Source organism: Casimicrobium huifangae (assembly GCF_009746125.1).
Classification (GTDB): Bacteria; Pseudomonadota; Gammaproteobacteria; order Burkholderiales; family Casimicrobiaceae; genus Casimicrobium; species Casimicrobium huifangae.
In genome coordinates this window covers 2,431,992-2,448,903 of sequence record NZ_CP041352.1, presented here as the reverse complement: position 1 = coordinate 2,448,903, position 16,912 = coordinate 2,431,992, and the positions used below count along the sequence as shown (strand labels likewise).

14 protein-coding genes and 2 tRNA genes are annotated in these 16,912 nt (G+C 62.2%); 13 read left to right on the top strand and 3 right to left on the bottom strand.

Features of this window, described 5'->3' with window-relative positions; all coding sequences use genetic code 11:
- Nucleotides 1-177: 177 nt before the first annotated feature.
- The 3 genes from FKL89_RS11085 (at nt 178) to FKL89_RS11075 (ending at nt 3,383) form a co-directional block, all read left to right on the top strand.
- Complete coding sequence (locus tag FKL89_RS11085) at nt 178-1,296, top strand: ABC transporter substrate-binding protein (RefSeq protein ID WP_156862811.1); 1,119 nt, start codon at nt 178-180, stop codon at nt 1,294-1,296.
- 365 nt (nt 1,297-1,661) lie between these two features.
- Nucleotides 1,662-2,867, top strand: coding sequence for an ABC transporter substrate-binding protein (locus FKL89_RS11080; RefSeq protein WP_156862810.1), 1,206 nt, complete (start codon nt 1,662-1,664; stop codon nt 2,865-2,867).
- Between the two features lie 60 nt (nt 2,868-2,927).
- Complete coding sequence (locus FKL89_RS11075; protein ID WP_156862809.1) at nt 2,928-3,383, top strand: DUF1178 family protein; 456 nt, start codon at nt 2,928-2,930, stop codon at nt 3,381-3,383.
- A 215-nt stretch (nt 3,384-3,598) separates the two neighbouring features.
- Here FKL89_RS11075 and FKL89_RS11070 read toward each other — a convergent pair whose 3' ends face one another.
- The gene (locus tag FKL89_RS11070) at nt 3,599-4,867 is read right to left on the bottom strand and encodes a DUF4240 domain-containing protein (protein WP_156862808.1); all 1,269 of its coding nucleotides are present in this window, start codon (nt 4,865-4,867) and stop codon (nt 3,599-3,601) included.
- 271 nt (nt 4,868-5,138) lie between these two features.
- Between FKL89_RS11070 and FKL89_RS11065 the strand changes: the two genes are divergently transcribed.
- The 10 genes from FKL89_RS11065 to FKL89_RS11020 all read left to right on the top strand — a co-directional run bounded on the left by FKL89_RS11065 (nt 5,139) and on the right by FKL89_RS11020 (nt 13,186).
- A tRNA-Val gene (locus FKL89_RS11065) sits at nt 5,139-5,215 on the top strand.
- Nucleotides 5,216-5,387: 172 nt separating this feature from the next.
- The gene (thrS, locus tag FKL89_RS11060; protein WP_156862807.1) at nt 5,388-7,307 is read left to right on the top strand and encodes a threonine--tRNA ligase; all 1,920 of its coding nucleotides are present in this window, start codon (nt 5,388-5,390) and stop codon (nt 7,305-7,307) included.
- A gap of 15 nt (nt 7,308-7,322) precedes the next feature.
- Entirely contained in the window at nt 7,323-7,961 is a 639-nt protein-coding gene (gene infC, locus FKL89_RS11055; RefSeq protein ID WP_156862806.1) for a translation initiation factor IF-3, read from the top strand.
- A gap of 70 nt (nt 7,962-8,031) precedes the next feature.
- Entirely contained in the window at nt 8,032-8,229 is a 198-nt protein-coding gene (rpmI, locus tag FKL89_RS11050) for a 50S ribosomal protein L35 (RefSeq protein WP_156862805.1), read from the top strand.
- A 13-nt stretch (nt 8,230-8,242) separates the two neighbouring features.
- Nucleotides 8,243-8,593, top strand: a complete 351-nt coding sequence (gene rplT / locus FKL89_RS11045) for a 50S ribosomal protein L20 (RefSeq protein WP_156862804.1) — start codon at nt 8,243-8,245, stop codon at nt 8,591-8,593.
- 80 nt (nt 8,594-8,673) lie between these two features.
- The gene (gene pheS, locus FKL89_RS11040; RefSeq protein WP_156862803.1) at nt 8,674-9,714 is read left to right on the top strand and encodes a phenylalanine--tRNA ligase subunit alpha; all 1,041 of its coding nucleotides are present in this window, start codon (nt 8,674-8,676) and stop codon (nt 9,712-9,714) included.
- A gap of 104 nt (nt 9,715-9,818) precedes the next feature.
- The gene (gene pheT, locus FKL89_RS11035) at nt 9,819-12,248 is read left to right on the top strand and encodes a phenylalanine--tRNA ligase subunit beta (RefSeq protein WP_156862802.1); all 2,430 of its coding nucleotides are present in this window, start codon (nt 9,819-9,821) and stop codon (nt 12,246-12,248) included.
- Nucleotides 12,249-12,264: 16 nt separating this feature from the next.
- Complete coding sequence (locus FKL89_RS11030; RefSeq protein ID WP_156862801.1) at nt 12,265-12,582, top strand: integration host factor subunit alpha; 318 nt, start codon at nt 12,265-12,267, stop codon at nt 12,580-12,582.
- Nucleotides 12,554-12,973: a MerR family transcriptional regulator gene (locus FKL89_RS11025; RefSeq protein WP_156862800.1), complete on the top strand. Its 420-nt coding sequence runs from the start codon at nt 12,554-12,556 to the stop codon at nt 12,971-12,973. Before FKL89_RS11030 ends, FKL89_RS11025 begins: the two co-directional genes overlap by 29 nt.
- Nucleotides 12,974-13,109: 136 nt before the next feature.
- A tRNA-Pro gene (locus tag FKL89_RS11020) sits at nt 13,110-13,186 on the top strand.
- Nucleotides 13,187-13,267: 81 nt separating this feature from the next.
- Here FKL89_RS11020 and FKL89_RS11015 read toward each other — a convergent pair.
- Together FKL89_RS11015 and FKL89_RS11010 are read right to left on the bottom strand one after the other, a co-directional pair.
- Nucleotides 13,268-16,432, bottom strand: a complete 3,165-nt coding sequence (locus FKL89_RS11015) for a type I restriction endonuclease subunit R (protein WP_156862799.1) — start codon at nt 16,430-16,432, stop codon at nt 13,268-13,270.
- Entirely contained in the window at nt 16,429-16,881 is a 453-nt protein-coding gene (locus tag FKL89_RS11010; RefSeq protein ID WP_420361125.1) for a GNAT family N-acetyltransferase, read from the bottom strand. The genes FKL89_RS11015 and FKL89_RS11010 overlap by 4 nt, the downstream gene beginning before the upstream one ends.
- Nucleotides 16,882-16,912 lie beyond the last annotated feature (31 nt).

Below are 16,912 nucleotides of genomic sequence, written 5' to 3'. Positions count from 1 at the left end.
TTCTACCGCTCGCGGCTGCGTTGCCGCCGCTGTTGTGCTCATGCCGCAGCGGATCGCGCGATGCGCCGCATAAATCACAACGTCATGACTTGTGTTCTAAACCCTGCTATCGTCGGGGCTTCCCGGAATTCATGAACGTTTGAGGTCAGGCGCTTGCCTGCGAGCGGAGGAAATCAATTGAAGTACCGCAATCTGCTGGCATTCGCGACGGCGTCGATTATTGCTACGGCCGCTCCGCTAGCCTCTTTTGCGCAGGACATTGTGCTCGGTCAATCTGCCGCGCTCACCGGTCCGGCGCAGGAACTGGGCAAGGAGATGCAGCTCGGCGCCAAGGTGTACTTTGATGCCATCAACGCGGCGGGCGGCATCCGTGGCAAGAAAATTGTCCTGAAGACGCTGGATGACGGTTATGAACCACCGCGCGCCGAGGCGAACACCAAACAGTTCGTGGACGACGGCGAGGTGCTTGCGCTGTTTGGTTACGTTGGCACACCGACCAGCGCCGCTTCGATCCCGGTGGCGACCAAGGCCAAAGTGCCGTTCTTCGGGGCGTTTACCGGCGCCGAGCTGCTGCGCAACCCGCCCAACCGTTACGTCTTCAACGTGCGCGCCAGTTACTTCGACGAGACCGAGGCTATCGTCCGCCAGATGACGCAGGGCGGGATCACCAAAATCGCTGTTTTCTATCAGAACGACTCTTACGGTCAGGCGGGGCTGGCCGGAGTTGAGCGCGCGCTGACCAGGCGCAATCTGCAAGTCGCGGCGAAGGCCACCGTCGAGCGCAACTCCACTGACGTCGCGGCTGCCCTTGCGACCATGCTGGCCGCGAAGCCGGAGGTGGTGATCATGATCAGCGCCTACTCGTCCTGTGCCGAATTCATCAAACAGGCCAAGGCCAAGCAGTTGGTCGCCCAGTTTGTCAACGTGAGCTTCGTCGGTACCCGTGCGCTGGCCAAGGCGTTGGGACCGGCTGCGGATGGCGTGATGATTTCGCAAGTCATGCCGCCGCCAACCGCCAACAAGTTTCCGATCATCGCCGAGTACCAGAAGGCGATGAAAGCCGCAGGGGCTGCTGATATGTCGTACACCAGTCTCGAGGGCTACATCGCGGCCAAAGTGCTGGTCGAGGCGTTGCGCCGGGGCGGCGATGCGTCGCGCGAGGCACTGGTCAAGGCGCTGGAGGGCCTTCGCGTTGATCTGGGCGGCTTTATCGCAGCCTTCGCCGCCGACAACCACAACGCCTCGAAGTTTGTCGAGATGACTGTGCTGAACAAGAACGGCGAGGTTCGTTACTAGTTCCGCGCGTCCAGCCTCCAGCGCGCGTCGGAGGCTGGTTTTGTGCGAGCGTTGAGCGCTTTGCATTGCTGAAGTGCTCGCCATCGTTGTGCCGATGGCTGGTCCCTCCACCTCGCGTTGCACTTCGAACTGCGGTACGCCGCATCGCCAGGATTCATTCAGCGATTCGCCCTGGCCGCCGCGCTGGTGTGGCTTCAGGTTGTTTTTTTATTCCGTCGTGAAATAAACATGCGCTAATGGTGGCTATGTTATTGTCATTACTGGTGGCTGCTGCCGAGATTTGAACCGCTGCACTTTCTTTTGATTGCGCGAGTACCTCAAGCCGGTGGCAGTTGAGGTTGGCAATTCATAAAAAGTTATAGCAAATGAGTAATCCCTCCTCGGGGCCGTCCGGTCCCGCGTTCAGGCGCATTCGCGCTCTGGCCCGACATCTCGGCGCTGTCGGTCTGCGAATCACACACTGGCAAAAGCCTGCGGCCGTCATCACGGCGGCGCTGTCGCTGATTGCGTTGCCCTCGAGCGCAGCTGCACAGGACATCGTGCTCGGCCAGTCGGTCGCGTTGAGCGGTCCTGCGGCCGAGCTGGGTCGCGAAATGCAGCTTGGCGCGCAGATGTACTTCGAGTCGATCAACGCCGCTGGCGGCATTCGCGGACGCAAGATCGTGCTGAAGACGCTGGATGATGGCTACGAGCCCAGCCGTGCCGAGGCGAACACCCGGCGGCTGATTGACGAGGATGTGCATGCGCTGTTTGGCTACGTCGGCACGCCGACCAGCGCGGCGTCGATTCCGCTCGCGACCAACGCCAAGGTGCCGTTCTTCGGCGCGTTTACCGGCGCAGAGTTGCTGCGCGCACCGTTCAACCGTTACGTGTTTAACGTCCGGGCCAGCTATTTCGACGAGACCGAGCTGATCGTCAAACAACTGGTTGCCGAGGGGCTGACCAGGATCGCCGTGTTCCATCAGAACGACGCCTACGGTCAGGCCGGATTGGCTGGTGTCGAGAAGGCGCTGGCTTCGCGGCGCATGAATGTGTTCGCCAAGGCAACTGTTGAGCGCAACAGCAACGATGTCAGCGCTGCCGTCGAGCGCATGCTCGCCGCCAAGCCGGAGGCCATCGTGATGGTCAGCACCTATGGCTCCTGCGCCGAATTCATCAAACAGACCAAGGCGCGCGGCTTGCTGACGCGCTACGCCAATGTGTCTTTCGTTGGTACCAAGGCGCTGGCGAAGGCGCTCGGTCCGATTGGCAGCGGCGTCATGATTTCGCAGGTAGTGCCATCGCCAGCCAGCGAAAAATACCCGTGGGTCATGGAATATCAGCGCCTGATCAAGGCCAAAGGCGCGGAATTGTCGTACACCAGCCTTGAAGGCTTCATCGCCGCCCGCATCATGGTAGAGGCACTCAAACGCGGTGGGGACACCTCGCGCGAGGCGCTGATCCGTGCGATCGAGAGCATGCGTGATGCCAATCTGGGCGGGTTTCCGGTGTCCTTCGGACCGGATGACCACGGTGCCTCGAAGTTTGTCGAACTGACCGTACTGGATCGCAATGGTCAGGTTCGTTACTGACTTGAGCTAAAACCGGATTGTCAGCACCGCCGCTGCATCGCTTTTTTTCGGCCTGCCATCGTGATCGTCTACAACCTCGCCTGCGAAAACCAGCACCCCTTTGAAGGCTGGTTTTCGTCGCCCGCTGACTTCGAGAATCAGCGTGACCGCGGTCTCGTCGAGTGTCCGGTGTGCGCGTCAAAGCAGGTCGAGCGCAAACTGCATGCCCCGCGCATCAATGTTGGCGCTGCGCCGGAGACAAAGCGCGAGGCAGTTGAGGCAGCCACTCAGCCTGATGGCGAAATCGACTACGGGAAGCTGAAGGAAGCGATTGCCGGGTTCGCCCAGCAGGTGCGCGACAACACCGAGTACGTCGGTGAGCGGTTTGCCGAGGAAGCGCGCGCCATGCATTACGGTGAGAAGGAGCATCGCGGCATTCGTGGTCGCACCGACCGTGAGACGGCCGAAGCGTTGCGCGAGGAGGGCATCGAGTTTGCCAGCCTGCCGTTTCCGGTGGATTTTCCGAACGCGCACTAGGGGCGGCGGATGCAGCCGCCTGGGACATTCGGGTGACCTTTTTTCCGATTGGCTTTTCGCTGCAAAGACGGCTGATTGAGGGCTTCGCGCGCTTTCTGCCAAAAGTCGACTATTAGCGGAATCATCTTTCAGGCCCTGCGAAACGGTCGCTTCACGAAAAAGTTGATAACTTTTTTGGTTGCTCGTGCCCGCCACCGTCGAACCGCCCGAAACGGTCAGGATCCCATTGAGAACTCAGCAATCGCCGCTTCGCCTTTCGGGCGCTTGACGATGTCGAAACCCTCCAGGTAGACGTGATGGTGATCGTTGAGCGCGATCAGCATCTGGTTGGCGACGCGCGCCACATCCAGCCACGTCGGGTTCTCCAGAGTCTCGCTTTCGAATGTCTCGCCATCGTTCGGGTCCTCGGCGACGAAGCGTATCTTGCCTTTGTGGGCCCGCTGATCGAGGTTGTCGACCGGCAAGTCCTCATCATCATAGTCATACGCCTCGTAGATCACGCGCACGTCGTCGCCCAACGCAGCCTTCACGCGCGCCTGGATCGCGTCATCCAGCTCCATGCTTTCGTCACTGACGCCGCTGCCCATGTCGCCGTCGTCGTCCTCTTCCGGCGGTCCGGTATCCGGATCGTCCGGTCGGCGCTGATGGCGTCCCGAGAGCCCCTGATTGCTGTGGATCTCGCCGTCTTCCTCCTGAACTCGTGCGATGTAGCGGAAGTCATCCCCGCCGAGATACTCATCGTCGCCGAATATTGCCGCCGTGTCGCTGATGCCGAGCACGACGAAGCTGGTGCCATCATGGCGGCTGACCAGCGTGTCGCCGATGTTTACCTGGCCCAGCCCCTTCACCTCGGCTGACCTGACGAAACCGGCGAGCGGATCGTCGTAGTCGCTACTGGCCAAATGGTCACGGTAACGTGCGCCGAACGCCGCCCATAGCGCGGGGAAGTCGCGCTCCAGCTCGCCGGGTGCCACCGGTTCCCAGTAGCTCCAGCCGATGTGAAAGTCTTCTTCATGCCGCGTACTCTCGTCGGCGGCGATCGTCTTCCAGATCGCGGATTGGGTGTCGGCGTCGCTGCGAGTTTTCTTGTCGAAAATCTTGCCGGGCGTCCACGCCAGGGCATTGAGCGCCGGCTTCGGGTCTCCGTTCCGGTCCAGCGGAATGCCAAGCGACGCGGCGCGATCGGGGTTGGCCAGCACCTGATCGAAGGCATCGCGCCCGTGCGCGATCACCCACGAGCGGAAGGCGGCGAAGTCTTCGTCGTCACAGGCGCCGGCGTGCGCGAGCGTCGCCGCGAGCCAGTGTCCGCGCGTACGAAGCCGGCTCAGGCGATAGTTCACATGGTGCAGGAACCAGGCGACTTGATGCGCGTCGAAACTGTCCAGCAGGGCAGCGAGACGCTTGCGGTAGGGCTCCGGCTTGTTGGCATGCGCGCCTGCGTGGATGAGGCCTTCGATGTGCCTCCAGAAGTCGTCGTGGGTCATGCGCTGTCCTTTGCTGCCCTTTGTCGCGGACGTGTCAGCCAAGCCGCTCGGGGCCGACCAATATTTACGCCGTAAGGTAATTCTGCCGAAGGATCGCGCAGGAGTAAACCGATAGCGCCGAAGTGTCGATTCGACGTACTTGGATGCGGTGGCTGAGTCTTACCGCAATTGACTGAACACTCCGGTACAAGCCAGTCGCAACGTCAAGGGACGCGGTCGATTTCCGTGCCCGTACTGTGTGATGAAATCTGCGCTATAATTTATGACTCACAGAGACATAGCTCAGTTGGTTAGAGCACCACCTTGACATGGTGGGGGTCGTTGGTTCGAATCCAATTGTCTCTACCAGATTCGTCCGCCACGTTGTTCATAAGGGATGCCGAAGAATGCCGCGAACTAGCACTTTTGGAAGGTTTCATCACCGCCGGGGCTAGGGCTTTCTGCGTCGTTTCGACGTGTCTACAGTGACTATTGGAAAAGCAGCTTCGGCTGCTTTTTTGTTTTCAACGACTGAAAATTCATGATTCAAGTACAACTCCCCGACGGTTCGAAGCGGCCGTTTGACAAACCGGTCAGCGTCGCTGAAGTCGCCGCCAGCATCGGCGCCGGCCTCGCCAAGGCGGCACTGGCCGGCAAGGTCGATGGCAAGCTGGTCGATACATCCTTCGTCATCGACAAAGACGCACAACTGGCAATCGTCACCGAAAAGGACGCTGATGGCGTCGACGTGATCCGCCACTCGACGGCGCACCTGCTGGCGTACGCGGTCAAGGAGCTGTATCCCGAAGCCCAGGTCACGATCGGCCCGGTCATCGACGACGGTTTCTATTACGACTTTTCGTACAAACGCCCCTTCACGCTGGAAGACCTCGAGAAGATCGAGGCCAAGATGGCCGAACTGGCCAAAAAGGACGAGAAGGTCCTGCGCAAGGTGCTGCCGCGCGACGAGGCCGTCGCCTACTTCAAGGGCATCGGCGAGGCGTACAAGGCCGAGATCATTGCGAGCATTCCGGCCAACGAGGACGTGTCGCTCTATTCCGAAGGCGCGTTCACGGATCTCTGCCGCGGACCGCACGTACCGTCGACGGGACGCCTGAAGCACTTCAAGCTGATGAAGGTGGCCGGCGCCTACTGGCGTGGCGATCATCGCAACGAGATGCTGACGCGCGTCTACGGCACGGCTTGGGCGAAGAAGGAAGACCTCGACGCCTATCTGTTCCGGCTGGAAGAGGCCGAGAAGCGCGATCACAGGAAGATCGGCAAGCTGCTCGACCTGTTTCACGTGCAAGACGAGGCGCCGGGCATGGTGTTCTGGCATCCCAACGGCTGGCGCATCTGGCAGGTCGTCGAGCAGTACATGCGCAAGGTCTACGAGAACAACGGCTATCAGGAAGTGAAGGGGCCGCAGATCCTCGACCGCACGTTGTGGGAAAAGTCAGGCCATTGGGAGAACTACAAGGACAACATGTTCACGACGGAGTCCGAGAAGCGGACGTACGCCGTCAAGCCCATGAACTGTCCGGGTCACCTTCAGATCTACAACGCGGGCCTGCATTCGTACAAGGAGCTGCCGCTGCGCTACGGCGAGTTCGGCTCCTGCCATCGTAATGAGTCGTCGGGCTCGCTGCACGGCATCATGCGGGTACGCGGGTTCACGCAGGACGATGGTCACATCTTCGTGATGGAAGACCAGATCCAGGCCGAGTGCCTCGCCTTCACGCGCCTGCTGCAGAAGGTGTACGCCGATTTCGGCTTCACCGACATCATCTACAAGATCTCGACGCGCCCGGAAAAGCGCATCGGGTCGGAAGAAAGCTGGGACAAGGCCGAAAAGGCCCTGATGGACGCGCTGGACGCGGCCGGCGCGCCGTGGGAAGAGCTGAAGGGCGAGGGCGCCTTTTATGGCCCCAAGATCGAGTATTCGCTCAAGGACGCGCTGGGCCGCGTCTGGCAGTGCGGCACCATGCAGGTCGACCCCAATATGCCGGCCCGACTGGGGGCCGAGTACGTGGCCGAGGACAACTCGCGCAAGACGCCGATCATGCTGCACCGCGCCATCGTGGGCTCGCTGGAGCGCTTTATCGGCATCCTGATCGAGAACTACGCTGGCGCCCTGCCGCTGTGGCTGGCGCCGCGGCAAATTGCGGTTGCGTCGATCACCTCGGATCAGAACGAATACGCCGAAACCGTTGTAAATCGGCTCAAGGCCGCTGGCATCCGGGCCGAGGCGGACTTGAGGGCGGACAAAATATCCTATAAAATCCGCGAGTTAAGCCTTCAAAAGCTCCCGTACATCGCTGTGGTGGGCGGCAAAGAGGCCGAACAAGGCGCAGTCGCGGTTCGCGGGCGCGGCAATCAGGACTTGGGCGTGATGCCCGTCGAAAAGTTCATTGAACTGGCCGTTTCCCAAAACAGACCGGGAATGCACAAGACTATTTAGTGCTGGAGTTGTCACATAGCCGATAAAGACACCCGAATCAATCGAGAGATCACCGCTCCCGAGGTTCGACTGATAGACAAAGACGGTGAGCAGGCCGGCATTAAATCATTGCGCGAAGCAATGGCGATGGCCGAGGACGCTGAGCTTGATCTGGTTGAAATCGCCCCGACGGCGCAACCACCGGTTTGCCGCATCATGGATTACGGCAAATTCAAGTTTCAGGAGTCCAAGCGCCTGCAGGAAGCGAAGTCCAAGCAGAAGCAGATCGAGATCAAGGAGATCAAGCTGCGTCCGCAGACCGACGAGCATGACTATCAGATCAAGATGCGCAAGATCCATGAGTTCATTGCCGAGGGCGACAAGGTCAAAATCACCTTGCGCTTCCGCGGTCGTGAAATGGCGCATCAGGAGTTTGGCGTACGACAACTCGACCGAATCAAGGCGGACACCGAGGAAATCTGCGTGGTTGAGCAGTTTCCGCGGATGGAAGGCCGGCTCATGGTGATGATGCTGGCACCGAAGAAAAAGCAGGTGGCGCCCGCGAAAGCGGCGGCACCGGCAAAACCTGCAGCAGGGGCCTCGGCTCCTGCTGCAGCAGATGGCGCGAAAGCGCCATCGACGAAACCCGCTGGGGCCCCCAAGATTGCAGCGTAGTGCTGCAACGCCTCTGTAGGTTCGTGAAGCCGGGCTTTATCGTCCGGTCACAAGAAAGTAGTTGGCAATCATGCCCAAAATGAAGACCAAAAAGGCCGCCTCCAAGCGGCTGAAAGTCCGCAAGAGCGGCAGCGTCAAGCGTGGCCACGCAACCAAGCGCCATATCCTGACCAAGCGCACGACGAAGAACAAGCGTCAGCTGCGTGGTGTCGTTACCATCCATGAGAGCGACGTCGGCCGTGTCAAGGCCATGTTGCCCTACGCATAAGGAGGACTGAAAGATGCCTCGCGTAAAACGTGGTGTAACCGCCCGCGCCCGTCACAAGAAAATTATCGCGCTGGCCAAAGGCTATCGCGGTCGTCGCAATAACGTCTATCGCGTTGCCAAGCAGGCGGTGATGCGCGCCGGGCAATATGCCTATCGCGATCGCCGCAACAAGAAGCGCGATTTCCGTGCCCTGTGGATTGCGCGTATCAACGCCGCAGCCCGCGAAGCCGGCATGAAGTACTCGACCTTCATGGGCGCCCTGAAAAAGGCGGCCATCGAGATCGACCGCAAGGTACTCGCCGACATGGCCGTCTTTGACGCGCCGGCGTTTACCGCGCTCGTGGAGCGCGTCAAGAAGGCCTAGGCCTCCCTTACCGACCGCTCTCGAGCAACCCACAAAAGGGAGGCACCGCCTCCCTTTTGTTTTTTCTGGACCGTGATGACATGACGCAATCCCTCGAACAAATCATCGCCTCCGCCAGTGCCGACTTCGCTGCCTGTGCCGACGCACCGTCGCTGGAGAACGCCAAGGCGAAGTACCTTGGCAAGACCGGCGCCGTCACCGACCTGCTGAAGGGCATGGCCACCCTGTCGCCGGAGGAAAAGAAGACCCGTGGCGCCGAGATCAACCGCACCAAGGACGCTATCGAGGCTGCGTTGCGAGCCCGGCGCGACGCGCTCGCTGCCGATGCGCTCAACGCCAAACTCGCGGCGGAGTCCATCGACGTCACCCTGCCCGGTCGTGGCAAGGGGCAGGGCGGTATTCACCCGGTGATCCGTACCTGGCAGCGCGTTGAGGAGATTTTTGGCTCGATCGGTTTCGACGTCGCCGATGGCCCCGAGATTGAGGCCGACTGGTTCAACTTCACGGCGCTGAACAACCCGCCGAACCACCCGGCGCGCTCGATGCAGGACACGTTCTACGTCGACATGAACGGCACCGACGGCCTGCCGCTGCTGCTGCGCACCCACACCTCGCCGATGCAGGTACGTTACGCGCGGATGCACGCGAGCGACGTGACCACGAAGGGCAAACCGATCAAGGTCATCGCGCCGGGGCGCACCTATCGCGTCGACTCCGACGCCACCCACTCGCCGATGTTCCATCAGGTCGAGGGACTCTGGATTGACGAGAACATCTCGTTCGCCGACCTGAAGGGCGTCTATACCGACTTCCTGCGTCGCTTCTTCGAGAGCGACGACCTGCAGGTGCGCTTCCGCCCGAGCTACTTCCCGTTCACCGAGCCATCCGCCGAGATCGACATGAAGTTCGAAAGCGGCCCGCTGAAAGGCAAGTGGCTGGAGATTTCCGGTTCCGGCCAGGTGCATCCGAGCGTGGTGCGCAACTTCGGTCTCGACCCCGAGCGCTACATCGGCTTCGCCTTTGGCTCCGGGCTCGAGCGTCTCACGATGTTGCGCTACGGCATTGGCGATCTGCGCCTGTTCTTCGAGGGCGATCTGCGCTTTTTGAAGCAGTTTGCCTAGCGCCACTGGCGCAGGACGAATGACCAATGACGAATGACGACATTGGTTAGCGTTCCCGCTCACGTTCTTTCGTCATTCGTCATTCGTCTTTCGTCCTTGAATTTATGCAATTCTCCGAATCCTGGCTCCGCAGCTTCTGCAACCCGTCCATGACGACGGACGAACTCGCCCACGCGCTCACGATGGCCGGGCTGGAGGTGGAGGAGGTGACGCCCGCTGCGCCGCCGTTCACCAAGATCGTCGTCGGCGAGATCGTCACCCGCGAGAAGCATCCGAACGCGGACAAGCTGTCGCTGTGTACGGTCAACGTAGGGGCGCACGCTGCAACACCGCTGCAGATCGTCTGTGGTGCGCCGAATGCCCGGGCTGGCATCAAAATCCCCTGCGCACTGGTCGGCGCCGAGTTGCCGCCTGGTGAGGATGGCAAGCCATTCCTGATCAAGCCGGTCAAGATGCGCGGTGTCGAGTCCAACGGCATGCTCTGCAGCGCCCGTGAGCTGGGTATCTCCACTGATCATGCCGGTCTGCTGGAGCTGGCGGCCGACGCGCCGATCGGCGCCGACATCCGCGAATACCTTTCGCTCAACGACAGCAAATTCCTGATCAAGCTGACGCCGAACAAGGCGGACTGCCTGTCGGTCTATGGGGTCGCGCGCGAAGTGCACGCCATCACCGGCGCGCCTCTCGCGCCGGCGCCCACTGGCGAGGTGAAGGCAACGCTGGCCGATGTGCTGCCTGTAAAGGTGCTGGCGCCTGATCTGTGCGGCCGTTTCGCTGGCCGCGTGGTGCGCGGCGTCAACGCCAAGGCCTCCACCCCGGCGTGGATGCGGGAACGGCTGGAGAAATCCGGTCAACGCTCGATCACAGCGCTGGTCGACATTTCCAACTACGTGATGCTGGAACTCGGTCGCCCGACGCACGTGTTCGATCTCGACAAGGTGCATGGCGGGCTCGAAGTGCGCTGGGGCAAGGCGGGCGAAACGCTCAAGCTGCTCAATGGCAACACCGTCGAGCTCTACGACAAAGTCGGTGTCATCGCCGACGACCACGCGGTTGAATCGCTCGCCGGCATCATGGGCGGTGACAGCACGGCCGTGTCGCTCGACACGCAGAACGTCTACGTCGAAGCCGCGTTCTGGCACCCGCTCGCCATTCAGGGCCGCGGCCGCCGCTACAACTTCTCCACCGACGCCGGGCACCGCTTTGAGCGTGGCGTGGACTGGGAGACGATCCCGGCGCACCTGGATCGCATCTGCGCGCTGATCCTGGAAATCTGCGGCGGCGAGGCCGGTCCGCTTGACGATCAGACGGTCAACGTGCCCACCCGCAAGCCGGTCACGATGCGCATTGCACGTGCGCAGAAGGTCATCGGCGTGCCGGTTTCTGCCGACGAAATGAGCGGCATTTTCACGCGGTTGGGCCTGCCGCACCGGCGCTCTGTTGTGGAATCGACCGGCGGCACGGATGAGGCCATCATCGTCACCCCGCCCAGCTACCGCTTCGACATCGAGATCGAAGAGGATCTGATCGAGGAGATCGCCCGCATCTATGGCTTTGACAACATCCCGGCGCTGCCGCCGGTCGCGCGCGCCGCGATGCACGCCAAGCGCGAAAGCACACGCAGCCTGCACGAGCTGCGCGCCGCGATTGCTGCAGCGGATTACTTCGAGGCCATCAACTACAGCTTCGTCGATGAAAGCTGGGAGCGCGAGCTGCTCGGCAACGGTAACCCGATCAAGCTGCTGAACCCGATCGCCAGCCAGATGGCGGTGATGCGCACCTCGCTGATCCCCGGTTTGCTGGCGAACATTCAATACAACGCCAGTCACAAGGCGGATCGGGTTCGCGTCTTTGAGCTGGGCAAGGTGTTCCTGCGCGACAAGAGCGTCACCGATGGCGAGCTGGCTGTGGCCGGGATCGCCCAGCCACTGCGGCTCGCCGGTGCAGCCTGGGGCGGCGCAGTGACCGAGCAGTGGGCCAGTGCCAAGCGTGCAGTGGACTTTTTTGACGTAAAGGCGGATTTGATGGCGTTGTTGCCGGCTGACGTGACCTTTGCTGCTGGTGAGCATCCGTTGCTGCACCCTGGCCGCTCGGCGCAAATCGCGCAGGGAGGGGCGACCATCGGCTGGATCGGCGAACTGCACCCGAAGCATCTGACCAAGTTCGAGCTCAGCTCGGCACCGGTGGTGTTCGAGCTGGATGTGGCGGCGCTGCAACAGTGCCCCATGCCGGTGCATGTGCCGGTCTCGAAGCAGCCGCTGGTGCGCCGCGACATGGCGCTGGTGGTTGCAAATTCCGTTAATTCCGACGCTCTCACAGCCAGCTTGCGCGAGGCCGCGCCGGCGTTTGTGCGCGCGGTGGAAGTGTTTGACGTGTACCGCGGCGCCGGTCTGCCAGAAGGCAAAAAAAGCGTTGCAATTCGGGTACTTATGCAAGATACTGAACGTACGTTGGCAGATAACGAGATCGAGGGAGCATGCCAGCGGATGCTCGACAATGTTCAACAACAACATGGCGCCGCATTGCGCGCCTAGTGCATAGACAGTAGTAATGCCTGAATCGGTTACCAAAGCGGAGCTAGCGGATGTCCTGTTCGAGCGACTGGGCTTGAACAAGCGCGAAGCGAAGGACATGGTCGACTACTTCTTTGAAGAAGTGCGCGAAGCCCTGGAGCGTGGCGAAGACGTCAAGCTCTCCGGCTTCGGCATCTTCAATCTGCGCGAAAAATCGCAGCGCCCTGGTCGCAACCCGAAAACCGGCGAGGAAATCCCGATCACGGCGCGCCGCGTCGTGACCTTCCACGCCAGCAACAAACTCAAGGCGCAGGTGGACGCCGCTCATGCCGAGCGAGAGCCCGTCGCTGGCTGAACTGCCGCCGATTCCGGCGAAACGCTACTTCACCATCGGCGAAGTGAGTGAGCTTTGCCTGGTCAAACCGCACGTGCTGCGCTACTGGGAGCAGGAGTTCACCCAACTGCGCCCGGTCAAGCGCCGTGGCAACCGCCGCTATTACCAGCACCATGAAGTGCTGCTGGTGCGCCGCATCCGCGAGCTGCTCTACGGCGAAGGCTTCACCATCATCGGCGCCCGTGGCCGACTGGACGAAGAGGCCAATGGCGCCCAGCCCGCGACGCGGCGGCGCAACGTGACCGCTGTCGCCACCACCGGCCGCACCGTGCTCAGCCACGTTGATGGCACCGACTTGCGACAAGAGCTGCTTGAAATCGCGGCGTTGCTCGACCCGAAGCAGCCCAGCTAGTCCTCCTCACACACACGTGCACGACATATGCACGCGTGCACATGCGTGCCGATGCAATGCACTGCGGGCCAGCTATCACGCAACACTCACCTATTCGCAGCAGAGCGCTCATGCTGCACTGCTACAATCAACGGCTCGGCGTATAGCGCAGCCTGGTAGCGCACTTGCATGGGGTGCAAGGGGTCGCGAGTTCGAATCCCGCTACGCCGACCATACTCACAAAGGGTTAGCTGGTTAATTGCCGCTAACCCTTTTTCTTTTGCAGCGTACCAATGTGTAAATGTGCTGCGCTGACTACGACCAGGCGTCGCCCAACGCCTCTGCCTGCCGCAACACCAGCTCTACCGCGCCGTCTTGCAAATCGGGCGGGTAGCGGTACTTGCGGAGGATGCGTTTCACCATCAGGCGTAGTTTGGCGCGCACGCTCTCGCGCTGCGACCAGTCCACAGTGATGTTGCGGCGCAGGCTTTCAGTCAGTTCGTGGGCGATCTTCTTGAGCGTTTCGTCGCCCAGTTCGCGCACGGCGGACTCGTTGTCCACCAGCGCATCGTAAAAGCGGACTTCGTCATCGTTCAACCCAAGCGCTTCGCCGCGATTGGCTGCCTCGCGGAACTTGCGCGCCATCTCGATCAGTTCTTCGATCACCTGTGCGGTTTCGATGGTGCGGTTCTGGTAGCGGGTAATGACGTTGGCCAGCAGTTCTGAAAACCGCCGCTGCTGCACGAGATTGCTCGCGAAGCGCGTCCTGATCTCGCCTTCGAGCAGGCGATCAAGCAGCTCCACGGCCAGGTTGCGTTCCGGCAAGTTGCGCACGTCTTCCAGGAACGCGTCGTCGAGGATGCCGATGTTGGGTTTGTCCAGCCCCACCGCATCAAACACATCCACCACTTCGTCCGACACTACCGCCGAGCTGATGATTTGCCGTACCGCCAGCTCGCGTTCCTCGTTGGTCCGCTTTTGTTGCGCCAGCTCACGCTTGGTCAGGATCACCTTCACGCACTGCAGGAAGGCCACCTCATCGCGCACTGCCTTGGCCTCATCCAGCGTGCAGCACAGCGTGAATGCCTTGCTCATCGCCAGCGCGATGTCGGCAAAACGCTTCTTGCCATCAGTCAGCCCGAGCACATGGTTGGCGGCACCCGCGAGCAGACGATGGCCCGCCGTGCGAAATGCGGAATAGTCAAAGCCATGCAGCATGCCGCGCAGCACATCGAGCTTTTCGGCCATCACGGCGTACGCCTCGGCCGCATCCACCGTCGGCCGGCCACGGCCATGGCTGGCGGTGTAATCCTTCAGCGCGCTGCGCAGTTCGTTGGCGATCCCGATGTAGTCCACCACCAGCCCGCCCTGCTTGTCGCGGAACACGCGGTTCACCCGCGCGATCGCCTGCATCAGGTTGTGCCCCTTCATCGGCTTGTCCACGTAGAGCGTGTGCACGCAAGGCGCGTCGAAACCGGTCAGCCACATGTCACGCACGATGACCATGGCGAGCGGGTCGGCCGGGTCCTTGAAGCGTTTCTCCAGCCGTTTGCGGGTCTGCCCGCTGTAGATATGCGGTCGCAGCAGCGCCTTGTCGCTCGCCGAGCCGGTCATCACGATTTTGATCGCACCTTTCTCCGGGTCTGCGTCGTGCCAGTCGGGGCGCAGCCTGATGACCTCGTCGTAGAGGTGGACGCAGATGTCGCGGCTCATCGCCACCACCATCGCCTTGCCGGTCTGCGCGCGCTGCCGTTCCTCGAAGTGCGCCACCAGATCGGCCGCCACGCGGGCCACCCGCGGCTCGGCGCCCACCACGCGCTCCAGCGCGGCCCAGCGGCTCTTGAGTCGTGCCTGCTGGGTTTCTTCCTCGTCCTCGGTCAGCTCGTCGACCGCCTCATCGAGCTCCGGCAGATCGGCGTCTTTCAACCCCAGCCGCGCCAGCCTTGATTCAAAGTAGATCGCGACGGTCGCACCATCCTCCTTCGCCTGCTGCATGTCGTAGACGTGGATGTAGTCACCAAACACCGCCCGCGTGTCGCGGTCCTCGCTGGACACCGGCGTACCGGTAAAGGCCACAAACGTTGCGTTCGGCAGCGCATCGCGCAGGTGCTGCGCGTAGCCCACCTGAAACCGGCTGATGTATTCGCCCGGCGGACCTTCGGCCGCACGCAGTGTGCTGCCCACTGTCGCGTCGTTCGCGGCCGTGCCCACGCGCGGTGGCGCGGGGGCTTTCAGTTTCGCGGCAAAGCCATATTGTGTGCGGTGGGCCTCGTCGGCAATCACCACAATGTTGCGGCGGTCCGAGAGCACGGGGAAGCTGTCTTCATCGGCGCCGGGCATGAATTTTTGAATGGTGGCGAAGATGATGCCACCGGACGGACGGTTGCCGAGCCGCGCGCGCAGGTCCTGCCGTGTCGTCGCCTGCACCGGCTGCTCGCGCAGCAAATCTTCCGCCAGCGAGAACACTCCAAACAACTGCCCGTCGAGGTCGTTGCGGTCGGTGATCACCACGATGGTCGGGTTCTCCATCGTCGGGGTCTGCATCACGCGCGCTGCAAAGCAGGTCATCGTGATGCTCTTGCCGCTGCCCTGCGTGTGCCACACCACGCCGCCCTTGCGACTGCCACCGGGGCGCGAGGCCGCGATCACCTGCTCGATGGCGGCACGCACGGCATGAAACTGGTGATAGCCCGCCACTTTCTTGAGCAGCCCGCCGTCATCTTCAAACAGCACGAAGTAGCGCAGGTAATCGAGCAGCATCGCGGGCGCCAGCAGGCCGTGCACCAGGGTTTCGAGCTCGTTGAATTCGCCGAGCGGGTCGAGCGTCACGCCGTCGATCGTGCGCCACTGCAAGAAGCGCTCGCGATCCGCCGACAGCGAGCCGGCGCGTGCATCGCTACCGTCGGAGATCACCATCAGCTCGTTGTAGTGAAAGAGATCGGGGATCTGCTCCTTGTAGGTCTGCAACTGCTGGTACGCCGTCCAGATGTCGGCGTTGGCGTCGGCCGGGTTCTTCAGTTCCAGCACCACCAGCGGCAGGCCATTGATGAACAGCACGATGTCCGGCCGCCGCGTGTAGCGGGTGCCCTTCACGCTGAACTGGTTCACCGCCAGCCAGTCGTTGCTTGCCGGGTTCGCCCAGTCCACCAGCCGCGCAAAGTCGCCGCGCGTCTCGCCATCCTTCTGGTACTGCACCGGCACGCCGTTCACCAGCAGGCGGTGCAGCGCGCGATTGGCTGCCAGCAGGCTGGGCTCGCCCAGCGCACGCACCTGGTCCAGCGCGTCGTCGCGGGCGGCGGCGGGCATCTGCGGGTTCAGGCGCGCCAGCGCGGCGCGCAGCCGCTCAAGCAGCAGCACCTGCGCGTAGCTGGTGCGCTCGGGCGTGGCGCCGTCGGGCGCGATGTCGAGCCCGTTCGCCGTGGCATAGCCCACGCTGCGCAGCCATCCCAGTGTTTCCTGTTCGAGCTGGTCTTCGGTCATGATTTCAGGCGCAGCATCAGCGTCATGGCGTCCAGCGGTGAGGGCTGAAAGCCGTAGTGTGCATAAAACAGCCGCGCCCGCTCGTGCAGGGCGTGCACCAGCAGCGCCCGCACCCCCGTGTTCTGCGACACCACGAGCGCCCGGTTCAGCGCGTCTTGCAGCAGGGCGCCGCCCAGCTGCATGCCCTGTGCGCGGCGATCCACTGCCAGCCTTGCCAGCACCAGCACGGGGATCGGGTCCGGCATGTTGCGGCGCACGCCGCCGGTCGCCGCCTGGTGCGCCACGGCGCCGGCGGCCAGCGCGTAATAGCCGCACGCCCGCGCGCCGTCGTCGAGCACCACGAACGTGCGGCTGGCGCCGCTCAACTGGTTGGCCAGGGCGCGGCGCTTCAGCCAGTCATCGAGCACCGGCTCGCCACAGTCGAACGCATCCACCGCGTGCTGGGCCACCAGTGGCTCCGGCGCCGTGAACCGCAGCGTC

Excerpts from the sequence above, each read along its gene's own strand:
- rpmI (WP_156862805.1), top strand. The coding sequence starts at position 8,032 with ATGCCCAAAATGAAGACCAAAAAGGCCGCCTCCAAGCGGCTGAAAGTC.
- pheT (WP_156862802.1), top strand. The coding sequence starts at position 9,819 with ATGCAATTCTCCGAATCCTGGCTCCGCAGCTTCTGCAACCCGTCCATG.
- FKL89_RS11025 (WP_156862800.1), top strand. The coding sequence starts at position 12,554 with ATGCCGAGCGAGAGCCCGTCGCTGGCTGAACTGCCGCCGATTCCGGCG.
- rplT (WP_156862804.1), top strand. The coding sequence starts at position 8,243 with ATGCCTCGCGTAAAACGTGGTGTAACCGCCCGCGCCCGTCACAAGAAA.
- FKL89_RS11080 (WP_156862810.1), top strand. The coding sequence starts at position 1,662 with ATGAGTAATCCCTCCTCGGGGCCGTCCGGTCCCGCGTTCAGGCGCATT.
- FKL89_RS11030 (WP_156862801.1), top strand. The coding sequence starts at position 12,265 with ATGCCTGAATCGGTTACCAAAGCGGAGCTAGCGGATGTCCTGTTCGAG.
- FKL89_RS11015 (WP_156862799.1), bottom strand. The coding sequence starts at position 16,432 with ATGACCGAAGACCAGCTCGAACAGGAAACACTGGGATGGCTGCGCAGC.
- thrS (WP_156862807.1), top strand. The coding sequence starts at position 5,388 with ATGATTCAAGTACAACTCCCCGACGGTTCGAAGCGGCCGTTTGACAAA.
- pheS (WP_156862803.1), top strand. The coding sequence starts at position 8,674 with ATGACGCAATCCCTCGAACAAATCATCGCCTCCGCCAGTGCCGACTTC.
- FKL89_RS11070 (WP_156862808.1), bottom strand. The coding sequence starts at position 4,867 with ATGACCCACGACGACTTCTGGAGGCACATCGAAGGCCTCATCCACGCA.